Source organism: Bacillus sp. V2I10 (genome assembly GCF_030817055.1).
Taxonomy (GTDB): Bacteria; Bacillota; Bacilli; order Bacillales; family Bacillaceae; genus Bacillus_P.
On record NZ_JAUSYV010000001.1, the window covers coordinates 3,500,052 to 3,516,912 of the forward strand.

Sequence of the window (16,861 nt, forward strand, 5' to 3'; positions counted from 1 at the left end):
ATTATCTAGTAAAAAAGAAAAATACAGCTTATTCTGCTGTATTTTCCATTAATGCTTTAATAATCAGGTAACAGCCGTATTTCACTGTACGTCTGCGAATGCCGTTGCGGCTTCCTGCAAGATGAAGGAGAACGGTTCTTACCGGCTGATCTTTAAATGCCAGCCCGATATAGACGGTTCCAGGTTTTTTCCCTTCAACAGGATCTTCCCCTGCGATGCCGGTAAAGCTGATTCCGATATCACTATTTGCAAGCTTCCTGATTTGTTCAGCCATTTCTTTGGCACATTGTTCGCTGACAGCCCCATGCTGATCAAGTGTTTCTTCAGATACTTTTAAGATGGATTGCTTTACTTCATTTGTGTAGCAGACAATTGTACCTTTAAAAACATCAGATGTTCCTTTAACTGCTGTCAGCTGATCTGAAAAAAGGCCGCCGGTTAAACTCTCTGCGGCTGAAATCGTCATGTCTCTTTGTCTGAGATGTCTGAGCAATTCATCAGCGAGGGTTGTCTGGTCATAACCGTAGAAAAAGGCTCCAACTCTGCTGTTTATTGTTTTCTCCATTTCATTAATCAGGCGGACAGCTTCAGATTCATTTTGATGGCGCGCCGTCAATCTGAGCGTAACTTCCCCGTCACCCGCAAGCGGTGCAATCGTCGGATTGGTTTGGGCATCAATCAAATCCTGAATATCCGTCTCAAGCTGCGATTCGCCTATGCCAAAGTATCGAAGAACCCTCGAAATAATTTTGTCATTCTGGCCAAGCTTCTCTCTAAAGTATGGGAGCCCGAACTTCATAAACATCGGTTTCATTTCGCTGGGCGGGCCAGGCAGCAGCATATAAATCCGCTCATCCGCATCTATTGCCATTCCCGGCGCCATTCCGTGCTCATTTTTTAAGACGTGAGAATCCTCAATGACAAGAGCTTGTTTTTTATTGTTTTCAGACATGCTTCTTTTAACTTTGACAAAATAGTCTTCAATGCTGCGAAGGGCTTCTTCATCAGTCACAAGCTTCTTGCCCAGAATATTTGCGATTGTTTCTTTAGTTAAATCATCTTTAGTAGGTCCAAGACCGCCTGTGAAAATGATAATGTTCGAACGCTCTTTGGCAATCTTTACTGCCTGCTCAAGTCTTGCAGGATTATCACCTACAACCGTGTGATAATAGACATTAAGACCATTCTCAGCCAGCTGCTGAGATAAAAACTGGGCATTAGAGTTAACTATTTGCCCAAGAAGCAATTCGGAACCTACTGCAATAATTTCTGTTTTTGACGTCATATGAACTCCCCCTCTGATTGAAGAATTACTTGGAATTCAGTAATGCGGCTTTATTTTTTGCAAAATAGTCCCATCCTGAATAAACCGTAAAGAATAATGCTACCCATAATGCGATATCTGCAAACGGGAATGAAATGAAAACAAATGGAATGTTGTGTAAAAGCAAGGCTGAAATGGCGATAATTTGTGCCCATGTTTTAATTTTCCCAAGCATGTTTGCTGCAACCACTTCCCCTTCGCCGGCAAGCACAAGACGCAAACCTGTTACAGCGAATTCACGGCTGATAATGATAATCACGATCCAAGATGGGGCAAGTCCAAGCTCAACTAAAATAATTAAGGCTGCAGAAACAAGCAATTTATCTGCAAGCGGATCTAAAAATTTCCCTAAATTCGTAACCATATTCAGCTTTCGCGCATAATAGCCGTCAATCCAGTCAGTAGTAGACGCAATAATGAATAATATTGCCCCGGCGAGATGCGTGACGGGAATGGAAGCGTCCCCTATATACAGGGTGCCCCAGTCAAAAGGAGCAAGCATAATCACCATGAATACTGGGATTAATAGGATTCTTGAGATGGTAATGCGATTCGGTAAATTCATGTTTTTTCCTCCAGAGTGTAAATTATGTATCAGAAAATATAAAAGAAAGAAAAGCCATCTTGAAGATGACTTTACTCCTTAGTATATACAATCTGCATATCTTGTCTTACTGTTTTTTTAGGATCAATCTGATATTCTACAGGCTGTCCATTTACCTTCACTTCAGCAGCTGAAGCATTTCCAATGACAATAAAGGCTTCTGTTTCATTTGTAAAATCATGCGCCTCGGTTTGATCCTTCTTCAGCATGCCGCTGAAGAATTTTTTTCCTGATGCATTTCGGATCTCAATCCAAGTCTGCCCCTTAGAACTGACCTCAAGCTTAAATTCTTTTGCTTTTTTCAGCTCATATACCGCTTTTCTGGCTGTTTTTTCTTTGAATGTGAGTACTGAAGCCTGCTCTTCAGGTTTTTCATCTTCCGGCTTTTCTTCTTTGACTTTTTCATCCGTTGCATCTTTCTCTTCAGGCTCTTTAGAATCTGATGCATTTTTTTCGTCGTTTTCAATGGAATCATATTCATTTTCGGCGCTTGAAATTTGCTTAGTCTGGTCTTCTGTGTTTTTTGCACCGTCCGGCTTGTCCTTCTGTACAAAAATCCAGATAACGACCGCTACTAGTAAAACCAATACGATTATTAAGATCCTGGGCAATATTTCCAAAGCCTTTGATGCTGACTTCGGAAGCTCTTTATGTGTTTTCACCCTCGAAAGCTCAGGAGTATCATCTGAATAAACAACCGGTATTTCGTTTTTATGCTCCTCGAAAATCCGATCTGGATCCAGCCCTACTGTTTCTGCATACTGTTTAATAAAAGCCCGCACATAAAAATTCCCCGGCATAATGCCGTAATTGCCTTCTTCAATTCCGATAAGATACCGCTTTTGAATTTTTGTCATTGCCTGGAGATCGTCAAGACTTAATTTCCGCTCTTCTCTCGCCTGTTTTAGTCGATTTCCTAGTTCACTCAACCGTAACACCTTCCATATCTAAAAATCAAACCCGGAAAAACTCGATTCATCAAACATTTGAGGTTCAGATGCTTCCTCATATGTAATCTTTTCATCCGGATCGTTTCGAAGTTCAATTATATAGTCAAAATCATCGAGTGTATACTCTGTATTTTGCACAAACATGTCCGGATGCTCGACAACTTTTGTAGCAGACAGCCTCATTATTTCTCTCACAAGCTGCAAATGCTTTTCAGAGCCTCTTCTTGTGGAAACAATCCCATCAATAATAAATACATTCTCAACACTGTACTCATCTGCAATCAGCTGGCTTCTGATTGTCTGTTTTAATAAAGTTGAAGACACAAAAAGCCATCTTTTGTTTGCACACACACTTGAAGCGACAATTGATTCTGTTTTGCCGACGCGGGGCATGCCTCTTATGCCGATCAGTTTGTGGCCTTCCTGCTTATATAATTCAGCCAAAAAGTCCACAAGCAGTCCAAGCTCATCTCTTACAAACCGGAATGTTTTTTTATCATCTGCATCACGCTGTATGTATCTTCCGTGCCGGACAGCAAGTGTATCTCTTAATTTAGGCTTGCGCAATTTTGTTACTTTTATATGATCCATTGTATCTAAAATCGATTCAAGACGCTGGATTTGCTCATTATTCGAGCACTTAAGAAGCAGCCCCCTGCGGCTGTCATCCACGCCGTTAATAGTGACTATATTTATAGAAAGCATCCCGAGCAGCGAAGAAATATCGCCAAGAAGTCCGGGACGGTTTTTTTGAATTTCATACTCTAAATACCATTCCTGCATCTCCAAAAAAGGACCCCCTTCAAAACCAGGTCTATAACACCTATATCCTTATCATAAAGCATTTTGATGAAAGAGGAAAGAATAATTCCTTGACAATATAAAAGGGGGTATGTGGACCTAGAATGCACGGCTCTTTTTTCATTCTTTTGCGAGACTCATCGATTAGATTGGAACAGGTCTTCAGAAAATTGAACTTTCAGAGGGATCCTTAATCACTGATTTCTGTTTTTTCCATAAAAAAGAGAGGACCTGCGTCCCCTCTTTATCTTGTACCATTATTTTGCACTAGTTTAACCATCATGTTTGCAATGGCATGCTGTTCTTCTTTAGAAGCCACGCTCCAAAGATCAGCCAGTACTCTTTCCTGATCATTTTTTGGATCAACTTGTTTTGCTAAGTAATCACCGATTTCGTAAGCTAAGTCAGTTACAGCTTCTGTTTTCATTCCATCTCCTTCAGCGTGATGTAGACGGTCGCCGAGGAAATTTTTCCATGAATCCCAGTTTTCTAAAACAGACATTATAACCCCTCCTAATTAAGTGGAATACAATGTTAGTTTGTCTTGCATGATCTGATTTATACGGATAGCTGCAAAAAATTTATGTATGCCAGCCGCCGTTTACTGAAAGCACTTGACCTGTTATATAGCTTGCATGATTTGAGGATAAAAACAAAACAGCGTCCGCAATCTCTTCAGGCTTGCCAATCCGCCCTAATGGAATTTCATCCTTAAGATCAGCCAGATCCTCCTCAGAAAAAGATTGAAGCATGTCAGTAGCAACCGCTCCCGGCGCTATCGCATTGACTCTGATGCCTGATGGGGCCAATTCTTTTGCCAGTGCCTTTACAAATGTATTCTGTCCGCCTTTAACCATGCTGTAAAGGACTTCACAAGAAGCGCCTATTTCTCCCCAAATGGAGGATATCACAACAATGTTACCGCTTTTTCTACTTACCATGGAAGGAATCAATTCCTTTGAAATCATATAGGGACTTGTTATTTGCAGCTGTACCATTTGCTGAATTTCTTCATCTTTCATATCTGTTATTAATCCAAAGAAACTCCTGCCGCTATTTAACACGAGCAAATCAATAGGATCTGCAAGCTGCTTCACAAGCTGACCCGGCCCATCCGCCATTGAAAGATCTGTTTTTACCATCGTGCAGTCAGCCTGCAGATCTTTTATAAGATTTAGTATGCTTTCTTCATTTTTGTGATAATGGAGATATAATTTATACCCTTCCAATGCAAGCTTTTTGGCAATTGCTTTTCCGATTCCGCCGCTCGCACCTGTAATTAAAGCTGTTTTTTTCATTTTTTTCTCCTTAAGATTAAGGCTATACCTATTCAAGATAAAAAAACATCCTTAGAAAGGATGCTTTACTTCGGTACTACTTGACAGACTGAAAACAATTTTTCATCAATCACTTCATTCAGCGTATGGTGAATATCATCATTTGTCAATTGTTCCAGCATCGGGACAACATCAAACAAATTCATTTCATTAAAGGAATAGCGGGTGAATTGGTTCGCAATATATTCCGGTGAATTAATCGCTCTTAGAAAAGAACCGATTTTCTTTTTCTTGGCATTCTCAAGACGTTCTGCAGGAATGCCTTCCTGTTTTGCCTTAAGCAGAGTATTCTTAATTTCCTCAGCAAGCTGATCGGGCTGATCTGTATCTCCGCCTATCATTGCAAAGCCAAAACCGTTCTCTTCCGTGTAATCAAAACTGAATGTGTCATCGATAAGGCCATTCTCATAGAGCTGGGTATAGGTATCAGTGCTTTTGCCAAAAACCATATCAAGAATCAGGTTCATTGACAGTTCGTGTTTTAAAAGCTCCTCACCGGACCGATCAGCCTGTTTTGCCTTCAACCCAACTAAACACTTCGAAGATTGAACGTTCATTTTTAGTTTTTCTAATGGTTTTGCTACAGTATCCGGTTCATCCACTTCAGCACGTTTGATTTCGGATTGAGGTTTAAATTCTTTCTTATCCTGATTTTCACGGATTTGGGAAAGAATTTGCTCTGGATCGATCGGACCAACGACAAAAAGCAGCATATTGCTTGGATGGTAAAACGTATTGTAGCATTCGTAGAGCAGGTCTTTTGTAATTTTTGAAATAGATTCAACGGTTCCTGCAATATCAATTCCTACCGGATGTTTATGAAACATATTCTGAATTAATCCAAAATAGAGTCTCCAATCAGGATTGTCATCGTACATATTAATCTCCTGTCCGATGATGCCTTTTTCTTTCTCAACTGATTTTTCACTAAAATAAGGCTCCTGAACGAAATCGATGAGCGTTTCTAAATTCTTCTCGACATTTGACGTGCTTGAAAATAGGTAAGCCGTTCGTGTAAACGATGTAAAGGCATTAGAAGACGCACCCTGCTTGCTGAAATCTTGAAAAACGTCTCCGTCTTCTTTTTCAAACAGCTTATGCTCTAAAAAATGAGCGATCCCATCTGGAACTAATTTCATTTCATTTTGGTCAAGAGGCACAAATTGATTATCGATTGAACCGTATTTTGTTGTAAATGTTGCATATGTCTTATTAAAACCTTTTTTAGGAAGGACATATACATCAAGTCCATTTTTCATTTTTTCATAAAAGAGTTCTTCTTGAAGCTGATCAAACTTTATGGATTTTGTCATTGTGCACCCTCCATTCCTTTTAAGAAATAGATCGTATCAAGCTGAATCTTTTTAGCTGCCGCGATGATTTCCTCTTTTGTAACCTTTTCAATGCCCTGCAGATATTTATCAAAAGGTTCATTTATATTGGAAATCACGTTATGATAGAGAACTTCAACAGACCCGTATGAAGTATCAATCGTTTCAAGGAGCTGATTTTTAATGACTGCTTTAGTCTGTTCAATATCTTTTTCTTCAAAATCTCCATTTTTCATTGCTTCGAGCTGTTCTTTAATAATCGTTACCGCACGTTCATAATTGGCAAATTCAATTCCTGACATAACCATTAAGAGTCCTTTGTGACTCTCAACTCTTGAAGCCGCATAGTAAGCAAGGCTTTCTTTTTCACGGACATTAATGAAAAGCTTAGAATGCGAAAATCCGCCGAAAATGCCATTGAACACTTGCAAAGCATAGTAGGATTGATCTCCATATGTGCAGTTGGTGCGGTAGCCGATGTTCAATTTTCCTTGTTTAACATCCTGATTTTCAATCACTTCATTTGGCTCTGAAATCTCTTTTTCAGTGATGGATTTTTCTACAGATTGATGAGCATTTTCGCTGAATGTAAAGAATCTTTTTGTATACTCGCTGACCTCTTCTGCTGAAACATCGCCAACAACATACAAATCCATTTTATCTTCTTTTAAAGCTTTTTTATAATACTCATACAGACTTGCAGATGTAATTTGTTCTAGATGATCAATTTCCCCGTTTACATGCAGGCGATATGGTTCATCCTTGCACATCTCTTGAACAAGTCGTAAATTGGAATATCTCATTTTGTCATCAAATACAGCCTGAATGCGCTGTTTCATGGTCCGTTTTTCCTGATTTATGATTTCATCAGGGAATGACTCATCCTTTACAACTGGAGACAGGATGATTTCAGACAGCAGATGAAGCGCTTTTTCCAGCAGGGGTGTCTGATCTGATAAAAAGCGTTCATTTGCAACTTCAATCCGGATCGATATGATATGATGATCGCCTTTTTTTGATAAATCCACAAATAAGGTCGCACCGTAAAGCTCATCAAGGTGCTTTCTAAGCTCCGTGCTGGTCGGAAAAGATTTCGTGCCCCGCTGCAGCATATAAGGCAGCAGCGCTCTGAATGTGACATCCTCTTCGTTCAGCGGTGCCAGCATTTTAAATACAAGTGAATTTGTTTTAAATTTATTCGTTTGAACGGTGTGAAGTGTTAACCCATTAATTGTTTCAATTTGTTCTTTTAAAAAATCCATTGTAACCCTCCTTGCGTGACAGATTCCATTTTATTTTTTCCTGTTTTATAAATTAGCCTATGGATTCATTCTAGTAATTATATCAACTTTAGGATAATTAAGGAAATGTTAACCCTGAATCAATAAAGAAAGAAAAGACGCAATGCAGCCAATTTGCGCCCTAAGCATGCTTTAAAGCAGGTTTTGATTGTTTTGAATGTTTGATAAAGAATAGGACAATTAAAACAGCAAACAAGCTTACACCCGCAGAAACGTAATAAACCCAATGATCTCCAACAGACATAATATAGGCATAAACAGGAGGTCCTGCTTCTATAAACCTCATTGAACTGTAAATCGAAATAATGGTTCCCCGTTCTTCCTTTTGAACTCCTTCAGTTATTAGCGCGTCGAGTGCAGGCAAAGAGACGCCGATTCTAACTCCGCTTATAATTAAAAAGAGAATTAAAAAAGTAAAACTATGCTGTATTCTAATGACAACAAAGGATACAGTCAGAAGGGCCATGCCAAAAGTAATGACGATTTTCATCAGCTGTTTATTCTGGCCAATTCTTCTCCCGGCAATAAAAGAACTGATGGATAGGGCCAGCAGAGGAACAGCAAGCATGGCTCCTTTATAAATCCCTTTAATGTATATTGCTTTCAAGAGTATCAGACAAATAAAAAAGCACGCCAAATAAGACGATCATACAAGCGGAACAGATGACAAAGCAATAAGATCAAGCTTCTTTTTCGCTCCCATTCTTTTCACCTTTGTTATTGCATTGTTTAGATTTTGCCTCTAATTGAAAAAACTATACTCGGAGGCACCGAAATAACTGTCCTCAGCGATTTTTAGAAAATATAAAAGCGGCCTGGCCTCAATAAATGAGGCCAGGCCGCTTTTGTCTTTTTAGCGTTTTCCTTTTTCGTAAGGAGTTCCAAGCGCTTTTGGTGCATCTGCACGTCCAATGAATCCAGTTAAAGCGAGGATTGTTAAAACGTAAGGAGTAATTAACAAGTACATTGTCGGTATGCCTTCAAGCAATGGCAGCTGACCGCCGATTACGCTCAGACCCTGGGCCAGTCCAAAGAAAATGGCAGCTCCCATAGCACCAAGAGGATGCCATTTACCGAAGATAAGAGCAGCAAGAGCCATGAATCCCTGTCCGCTGATTGTTGCATGGCTGAAATCACGAGCAATGATTGTCGCATAAACAGCACCGCCGACACCTGCGAAAGCTCCGCTTAAAATAACGCCGATATAACGCATTTTTACAACATTAATACCCATCGTATCTGCTGCCATCGGATGTTCTCCGACTGAACGCAAACGAAGACCAAAAGGTGTTTTATACATGACAAACCAAACGGCAAACGCTGTAATAATCGCAATGTAAGTTGTAATATATCCATTTGAGAAAAATAGCGGTCCGATTACAGGTATATCGCTCAGCAGCGGTATATCAATTTTGCTGAAACTTTCTGTAATGCGATCTGTTTGTCCTTTTCCGTAAAACAATTTTACAAGAAAAAGCGATAAACCGATGGCAAGAAAGTTAATGGCTACTCCGCTTACAACCTGATCGGCACGGAATGTGATCGATGCTACCGCATGAAGAATGGAGAGCAGCGCTCCTGCACCCATCGCAACTAAAATGGAAAGCCACGGGGTTGCATCTCCGAATGCGTCGGCGTATGTCAGGTTAAAAACGATGGCAACGAAGGCTCCAATAACCATTAATCCTTCAAGCCCTATATTAACTACTCCGGACCGTTCACTGAACATGCCTCCAAGTGCAGTGAAAATAAGCGGAGCGGCAACGAATAACGCTGTAGGGATGATGAGTTCTAGCATTTGCAGAATGCTCACTTATTTCCCCTCCTTCTTGAAACGCAGTAAAATCCAACGTATGAAATAGCTTGAAGCAACGAAAAGAATAATTAGTGCTATAACAATTTCAACAAGCTCATAAGGCACTCCGGCTTCAGACGGCATGTTAAGTGCCCCTACTTTTAAACCGCCAAATAAAGCAGCTGCGAAGATGATGCCGAGGGCTGTGTTTCCTCCCAAAAGGGCTACAGCGATTCCATCAAATCCGACACCTGTAAATCCTCCTTTAACTGAAACATACTGGAATGTTCCAAGCCCTTCCATGGCACCGGCAATTCCTGCAAATGCCCCTGAAATGACCATTGAAAGGATAATGTTGCGACTTACATTCATACCTGCATATTGTGCAGCATCCTGATTAAATCCTACTGATCTGAGTTCATATCCTTTAGTTGTCTTCTCAAGCAGGAACCACATGACTAGAGCTCCAATTAACGCAAGGAATATTCCATAGTGCATTCTTGAATAGTCTGTCATTGTCTGGAAGAATTCAGAGCTTAATGAAGCAGAAGGGAAAATATTTTCTGATTTATCCCCTTTATCAGATAAAACATACTGAATTAAATGGTTAGTTAAATATAAGGCAATATAGTTCATCATGATCGTCACGATTACTTCATGAACTTTGAATTTCGCTTTCAATAGCCCTGGTATGAATCCCCATAACGCACCAGCAAAGGCAGCAACAATAATTGAGAGCGGCAAATGAATGATTTTTGGAAGTTCAAATGCTACCCCAACCCATACAGCTGCAAACCAGCCTACAATCAGCTGTCCTTCAACTCCGATATTGAATAAACCTGTGCGGAATGCAAAAGCTACAGCAAGTCCGGCAAAAATATATGGAGTTAACTGGCGAATGGTTTCCCCGATATAGTAGGTATCTCCGAAGATTCCGTTCCATAATGCAGTGTAGCCGGCTACTGGGTCATATCCTGTAACGAGCATGATAATCGCTCCGCAGATCAATCCAAGCAATACAGCAATTACGGGTACAATAATATTAAGATAGCGTGCTATATTCATGATGATGCACCTGCTTCCCTGCGGCTGCTTCCTGCCATGAGCAAACCTAGTTCCTGCTCAGTTGTCTCCTTTGGATTTACAATCGCAACGATTTTCCCTTCATATATAACAGCGATCCGGTCGCTTACATTCATGATTTCCTCAAGTTCAAAGGAGATGAGAAGAACAGCTTTTCCTTTATCTCTCTGCTCAATTAAGCGTCTATGAATAAATTCAATCGCACCGACATCAAGTCCCCTTGTCGGCTGTGCTGCAATCAGCAAATCAGGATCTCTGTCTACTTCACGGCCAATGATGGCTTTTTGCTGATTTCCTCCTGAAAGTGCACGTGCAAGTGTAGAACTGCTTGGAGTTCTGACATCAAACTCTTTGATCAGCTTTTCGGCTTTGTCATAAATCGCTTTAAAATTAAGCACGCCTTTTTTTGAATAAGGCTTCTGATAATAGGTTTGCAGGACCATATTTTCACCGACCGGAAAATCCAGCACCAATCCATGCTTGTGGCGATCCTGCGGGATATGTCCTACACCTGCTTCAGTTATCTGACGTGGACGCTGATTTCGGATATCTTTGCCATTTAAAAGAATGGAGCCTGACTCTGACGTCATTAATCCGGTGATGGCTTCTATCAATTCAGATTGACCGTTGCCGTCCACTCCTGCGATTCCGACAATTTCACCGGCTTTAACAGATAGATTCAATGAATCAATAACGGTTACATTCCGGCTGTCTTTGACGACAAGGTCTTCAATTTTCAGCACTTCTTCTGCTGGAACAGCTTCTTTTTTTTGCGTAGTAAAGAGAACCTCTCTTCCTACCATCAGTGCTGCGAGTTCGTTCGGATTTGTCTCGGCTACATTCACAGTGCCGATTCCTTCACCTTTTCGAATAACGGTAACACGGTCACAGACTTCCATAATTTCTTTCAGTTTATGAGTAATCAATATGATTGATTTGCCTTCTTTGATAAGTGTTTTCATGATGCCGATCAATTCTTTGATTTCCTGTGGAGTAAGCACAGCTGTCGGCTCATCAAAAATTAAGATTTCAGCTCCGCGGTAAAGCGTTTTTAAAATCTCCACACGCTGCTGCGTTCCAACAGAAATATCACTTATTTTTGCAGAAGGATTTACAGCAAGTCCATATTTCTCTGAGATATCTTTTACCTGCTTTTCTGCATCCTTCAAATTGATTTTTCCTGTTTTAGTAGGCTCATTGCCGAGAATAATATTTTCAGTAACTGAAAAATTATTGACAAGCATGAAATGTTGGTGTACCATACCTATTCCCAGATCATTTGCAATGTTAGGGTTGGTAATATTGACAGTCTTGCCTTTTACTCTTATCTCGCCTTTTTCGGGCTGATATAGACCGAATAGAACGTTCATTAAAGTCGATTTTCCTGCGCCATTTTCTCCCAAAAGCGCGTGGATTTCGCCCTTTTTTACCTGTAAATTGATATTATCGTTTGCGACGATTCCCGGAAATTCTTTGCGAATTCCAAGCATTTCAATTACATATTCCAACATGATCACTCCTTTTTCCTGAAGCTCATTGATGATTAAGATGATAGATGTTAGGAAATTTATGTTTACCCTTGTATTAATAGTTTCATTGACTTCCATTTAAAATCACCAACTAAAAATCTATAATCCCCTCAATGAATGCTGTGCAAATCGAACTATTTTTCATTATAAACTTTTAGTCAGGCGACTTTTCAGGCTAATAAAAAGGCTAGTTTGTTCCTAGCCTTTTTATCAGTTATATTGTTTAGTGCTTATTCAAAAGGAACTTTAATTTCACCGTCGATGATTTTTTGCTTGTATTCATCAACTTTAGCAATAACTTCTTCGGATAGGTTATCCTGTGTCGGAGCAATTCCTACACCGTTTTCTTTAAGACCATATTCAATGATCTCTCCTCCAGGGAAGTCACCGTTCTTAGATTTCTCAGCTAAGTCTTTAACAGCTACGTCAACGCCTTTAACCATAGAAGTAAGAGTTACGTTGAAGCCGTCGCCTTCTCCAAGCTCATGCTGATCGCGGTCAACTCCAATAACCCATGCGTCTTTGTCAGGGTTTTTCGTTTTCAAATCAACTGCTGCCGTGAATACGCCGTTTCCAGCTCCGCCTGCTGCGTGATAAATAACGTCTGCGCCTTGTCCGTACATAATTTCAGCAACTTGCTGCCCTTTAGCTGCATCACTGAACGTACCAGCATACTGAACGATTACTTCTGCGTCAGGATTAGCTGCTTTAACGCCTTCTACAAATCCAACTTCAAACTTTTTGATTAATGAGCCTTCCATTCCGCCAACAAATCCTACTTTGTTTGATTTTGTTGAAAGTCCGGCAGCAACACCCACAAGGTAAGAGCCCTCATGCTCTTTAAAAGTGATGCTTGCAACGTTAGGCTTGTCTACTACGCTGTCAACGATTGCAAAGTTAGCATCCTTTTGCTGATCAGCGATTTTTGTAACAGCATCTGTCATTAAGTAGCCGATTCCATAAACTAAATCGAATTTTTGACGAACTAATTTGTTTAAGTTTGTTTCATAATCTGCGTCACTTTGAGATTGAAGGTAATCAAATCCGCCTGTCCCTTTTTCAAGGCCATTGTCCTCACCGAAAGACTGAATGCCTTCCCATGCAGATTGGTTAAATGATTTGTCGTCAACTCCGCCTGTATCTGTAACCATTGCAACAGAGAAGCCTTCTTTTTTGTCTCCACCTGCATTATCTTTATCTTCAGATGATCCGCACGCGCTAAGCAAAGTACCCGCAGCAAGAACAAGTGACAATGATAATCCTAATCGTTTTTTCAAGTTCATTTTCCCCCTAAATATTAATTTGACATAATAGTTTATAAGAGCCTATGTCCAAAACACCTTCGTCCTTGGAACCACCTCCTTATAGTTGCAAACATTATTACAAGCGCTTTCTTACCACATGGAAGCTAAATTGATCAGCACGGAAGTAATTCAGTGAAAATAAAACGGGTTGATCGTTTTCATCAAAATGCATTTGTTTTAAACATAAAAGTGCGGTTTCAGGATCACATTCAAGAATTGGGGAAATCTTTTCGTGGTATCCAATTGGTTCTATGTGAGTTACTGCATAAGAAATATAGCGCCCAGCCTCTTCCTGAAGCAATTCAAACAGCGATTCCTGCTCGTGAATGAATGATTGGGGAAGGATGTGTCTTGGAATTTTGTCAAGGCAATATACAACAGGCTTTCCATTTGCCGTTCTGACGCGTTCAAGGAGAAAGATATCATCACTTGTGCGGCTTTTAAAGCGTTTAACATCTTCCTCTGTAGGACTGTTTACTTGAGAAGATAGGAAGATCGTTCCGGGAACCATGTTTGCCTGTTCAATCATCTTTGTCACACTATTTAATTGTTCGATTCCAGAGGTGAACAGCGGTTTGGAGTTAATGAACGTGCCAACGCCATGGCGGCGAATAATAACGTTTTCTTCTTCAAGAATGCGCAGCGCTTCTCTCAGTGTCGCGCGGCTGACTCCGAGCTTCTTTGAAAGCTCATACTCAGAGGGAAGTTTTTCTTTTTCAACATACGTGCCATTTTCTATATCTTCTTTAATTTTATCAATGACTTGCAAATATAAATGACGGTTATCTGTTTTTATAGTCATATTATGCCTCCGTCTAATCGATTCAATCCAGAGATCAGACATCTGATGTTATACCCTTTCTCTAATCGAAAATAATATACCATGTATTCTGAAATAAATAAATAGTAAATTATTAAATTTGTCGAAAATTGATAGCCCTTTCTCACTAGAGCTTATTTTTTTATAGAGAATTCTTCACAAAAAAGCCTGGTTTATTCTATTCAATATTTACTATTTTCAGTTTTCATTCTATTGGACAAAAAAAAGAAAGGCACGCAGCACCTTTCTTTACGAACTTACTTCATCATAATGATCTTTAGAAAGCAGCACTTCTCTAGGCTTGCTTCCTTCGTATGGACCAACTACGCCCCGGTCTTCCATTGCATCAATCAATCTCGCAGCTCTCGTATAGCCTACTCTGAAGCGTCTTTGAAGCATCGATACAGAAGCTGTCTGCATCTCCAGAACTAACTGAACAGCATCATCATAAAGATCATCATTGACCTCTTCCTTTACTTCTGCTGTCTCGCTCGGTATCATTTCCTCCTGATATTGAGCTCTTTGCTGAGAAATCACATATGATACAACGTGCTCGACCTCTTCATCTGATAAAAATGCTCCCTGTACCCTAACTGGTTTTGATGCACCTACTGGAAGAAACAGCATATCGCCGCGTCCAAGCAGCTTCTCTGCCCCGCCCATGTCTAGAATCGTTCTTGAATCTGTCTGGGACGAAACACTGAACGCAATTCTTGATGGTATATTTGCTTTAATCACACCCGTGATAACATCGACAGAAGGACGCTGCGTGGCAATAATTAAATGAATGCCCGCTGCCCGAGCCATTTGTGAAAGGCGCGTGATGGAATCTTCCACATCTGAAGAGGCTACCATCATCAAATCTGCGAGCTCATCCACAATCACAACGATATAGGGAAACTCCGGATTTTTCGTTCCTTCTTCTAAATTTGATCTTCTAATATACTCATTGTAGCCTTCAATATTTCTTGTCCCTGTATGAGAGAAAAGTTCATATCTTCTCTCCATTTCATTAACTACCTTTTTTAAAGCCTGAGATGCTTTTTTCGGATCTGTAACGACTGGCGCTAATAAATGCGGGATTCCGTTATATACATTCAGCTCTACCATCTTAGGATCAATCATCATCATTTTCACTTCATGAGGCTTTGCTCTCATCAGTATGCTCGTAATGATGCCGTTGATGCATACACTTTTCCCGCTGCCTGTAGATCCGGCAACAAGAAGATGAGGCATTTTGTTCATTTCGGCAAGAACTGCATCCCCCGATATATCTCTGCCGAGTCCCATGAGAAGCTTAGCCTCCGGACGGTCATTTGCTTTCGATTCAAGCACTTCGCGCAGAGATACCATAGCAATCTCAGAATTAGGAACTTCAATTCCTATTGCTGACTTTCCTGGTATAGGCGCTTCGATCCGAATGTCTTTGGCAGCAAGTGCAAGGGCTAAATCATCACTAAGATTCACAATTTTACTTACCTTTACGCCCACATCAGGATAAACTTCATATTTCGTTACAGCGGGACCTAGATGAACTTGTGTCACTTTCGCTTTTACCCCAAAGCTCTGAAACGTTTTTTCAAGCTTGCGTGCATTTTCATAAATGTTCTTTTTATCCGTTTGCTGACTGTTGACCTTTGGCTGTGATAAAAGATCAAGGGATGGCAGCAGATACGATTTATTCTCTACTTCAGTGAAAGTAATCGGAGGGACTGCCGGCTCATCGGCAGTTTCAGCCTTCTTTTTCGGAGTTCTGACAGGGGGCTCATGCTTATCCTGTACCTGTTCCTGATCAAATGCTTTAATTTCAAGGTCATCCCGGTCTGCAAAACTTGAAATAATCGGCTCAATATGAACGATTTCAGTTTCTTCTTCCTCATCAGGTTCCTCTTTATGCCTTCGCTCTTTTTTAGCTTTTTTAGGTTTGGAGGTTTCTGCTTTTTTTGCATTCTTTATCGATTGAGGGAGGTTTTTCATATCTTCGTAAAAGGCAATGGCCTGCGTTTTCATAAAACGCAGAAATGGCGCAATGATTTTGCCGAGTGTTGAACCGAGAGATCTCCCAGTAACAAGCACAATTCCTATTAAGATCAGAATAAATGAAACGATTCGTGATCCCGCTGCAGCAAATAAGTAATAAGATGCTGCAAAAAGAATGGCTCCAATCATCCCGCCCCCAAGATCAGGCGTTCTTATCTGCCCGTTAACCTCCATAAAAAATAGTTCCCACGTGTTGGTTATGACGCTCGGTGAAGAGAGCGCCCCTTTTTTTGTAAGCATCTGAAACAGAGTGACATGACTGAGAAGCAAGATAGCAGAAAGGATGCAATACAAACCGACTATCTGTCTTGAAAATAAAGACGGCCATCTTCTGTTCCACATTACATAACCAGAAAGAACAAGCATGCCAATTAAGGCTGCCATATACCATTCACCAATAAAAAATCTGAACAAGTAAACGAACGCTTTTCCGACAAAGCCTAAATTTGAAATCGCAATCAGGGAAATAGCCAGAAGAACTAATCCTATTAATTCAAACTTCAAAGTATGCCGCCAATCATCCGTTTTTTTCTTTTGTCTCCGTTTTTGTTTTGCCATTAGTTATCACCTATGTATTAAATTTGCTAATGGCTGATTTCGCATAAATTGCTGTGAATCAGTCCCAGCATTTCAGTTAATGTC

The 16,861-nt window shown here is 40.3% G+C and carries 15 protein-coding genes; all 15 read right to left on the reverse strand.

The window, feature by feature from the left end:
* Positions 1–28: 28 nt before the first annotated feature.
* Positions 29–1,285, reverse strand: coding sequence for a competence/damage-inducible protein A (locus tag QFZ72_RS17690; RefSeq protein WP_307435767.1), 1,257 nt, complete (start codon positions 1,283–1,285; stop codon positions 29–31).
* A gap of 25 nt (positions 1,286–1,310) precedes the next feature.
* Complete coding sequence (pgsA, locus tag QFZ72_RS17695; RefSeq protein ID WP_307435771.1) at positions 1,311–1,889, reverse strand: CDP-diacylglycerol--glycerol-3-phosphate 3-phosphatidyltransferase; 579 nt, start codon at positions 1,887–1,889, stop codon at positions 1,311–1,313.
* A 71-nt stretch (positions 1,890–1,960) separates the two neighbouring features.
* Entirely contained in the window at positions 1,961–2,857 is an 897-nt protein-coding gene (locus QFZ72_RS17700) for a helix-turn-helix domain-containing protein (protein WP_307435774.1), read from the reverse strand.
* Between the two features lie 18 nt (positions 2,858–2,875).
* A complete protein-coding gene (locus QFZ72_RS17705) occupies positions 2,876–3,667 on the reverse strand; it encodes a DUF3388 domain-containing protein (protein WP_307435777.1) in 792 nt (263 codons plus the stop codon).
* Positions 3,668–3,923: 256 nt separating this feature from the next.
* Entirely contained in the window at positions 3,924–4,181 is a 258-nt protein-coding gene (locus QFZ72_RS17710; RefSeq protein ID WP_223442477.1) for a DUF3243 domain-containing protein, read from the reverse strand.
* 79 nt (positions 4,182–4,260) lie between these two features.
* A complete protein-coding gene (gene ymfI, locus QFZ72_RS17715) occupies positions 4,261–4,977 on the reverse strand; it encodes an elongation factor P 5-aminopentanone reductase (RefSeq protein ID WP_307435780.1) in 717 nt (238 codons plus the stop codon).
* Positions 4,978–5,042: 65 nt separating this feature from the next.
* The gene (yfmH, locus tag QFZ72_RS17720; RefSeq protein WP_307435783.1) at positions 5,043–6,329 is read right to left on the reverse strand and encodes an EF-P 5-aminopentanol modification-associated protein YfmH; all 1,287 of its coding nucleotides are present in this window, start codon (positions 6,327–6,329) and stop codon (positions 5,043–5,045) included.
* Positions 6,326–7,609 (reverse strand): EF-P 5-aminopentanol modification-associated protein YfmF, encoded by a 1,284-nt coding sequence (gene yfmF, locus QFZ72_RS17725; protein ID WP_307435786.1) that lies wholly within the window; start codon positions 7,607–7,609, stop codon positions 6,326–6,328. Before yfmF ends, yfmH begins: the two co-directional genes overlap by 4 nt.
* 160 nt (positions 7,610–7,769) lie before the next feature.
* Positions 7,770–8,255 (reverse strand): MFS transporter, encoded by a 486-nt coding sequence (locus tag QFZ72_RS17730; protein WP_307435788.1) that lies wholly within the window; start codon positions 8,253–8,255, stop codon positions 7,770–7,772.
* A 246-nt stretch (positions 8,256–8,501) separates the two neighbouring features.
* Positions 8,502–9,446, reverse strand: a complete 945-nt coding sequence (locus QFZ72_RS17735) for an ABC transporter permease (protein ID WP_373464704.1) — start codon at positions 9,444–9,446, stop codon at positions 8,502–8,504.
* Between the two features lie 15 nt (positions 9,447–9,461).
* On the reverse strand, positions 9,462–10,508 hold the full coding sequence (locus QFZ72_RS17740) for an ABC transporter permease (protein ID WP_307435794.1): 1,047 nt from the start codon (positions 10,506–10,508) through the stop codon (positions 9,462–9,464).
* Complete coding sequence (locus tag QFZ72_RS17745) at positions 10,505–12,034, reverse strand: ABC transporter ATP-binding protein (protein WP_307439837.1); 1,530 nt, start codon at positions 12,032–12,034, stop codon at positions 10,505–10,507. Before QFZ72_RS17745 ends, QFZ72_RS17740 begins: the two co-directional genes overlap by 4 nt.
* 251 nt (positions 12,035–12,285) lie before the next feature.
* Positions 12,286–13,338, reverse strand: a complete 1,053-nt coding sequence (locus tag QFZ72_RS17750) for a BMP family lipoprotein (protein ID WP_373464607.1) — start codon at positions 13,336–13,338, stop codon at positions 12,286–12,288.
* Positions 13,339–13,435: 97 nt separating this feature from the next.
* Positions 13,436–14,161 (reverse strand): GntR family transcriptional regulator, encoded by a 726-nt coding sequence (locus tag QFZ72_RS17755; protein WP_307435798.1) that lies wholly within the window; start codon positions 14,159–14,161, stop codon positions 13,436–13,438.
* A gap of 267 nt (positions 14,162–14,428) precedes the next feature.
* On the reverse strand, positions 14,429–16,777 hold the full coding sequence (locus QFZ72_RS17760; protein WP_307435801.1) for an FtsK/SpoIIIE family DNA translocase: 2,349 nt from the start codon (positions 16,775–16,777) through the stop codon (positions 14,429–14,431).
* Between the last annotated feature and the right edge of the window lie 84 nt (positions 16,778–16,861).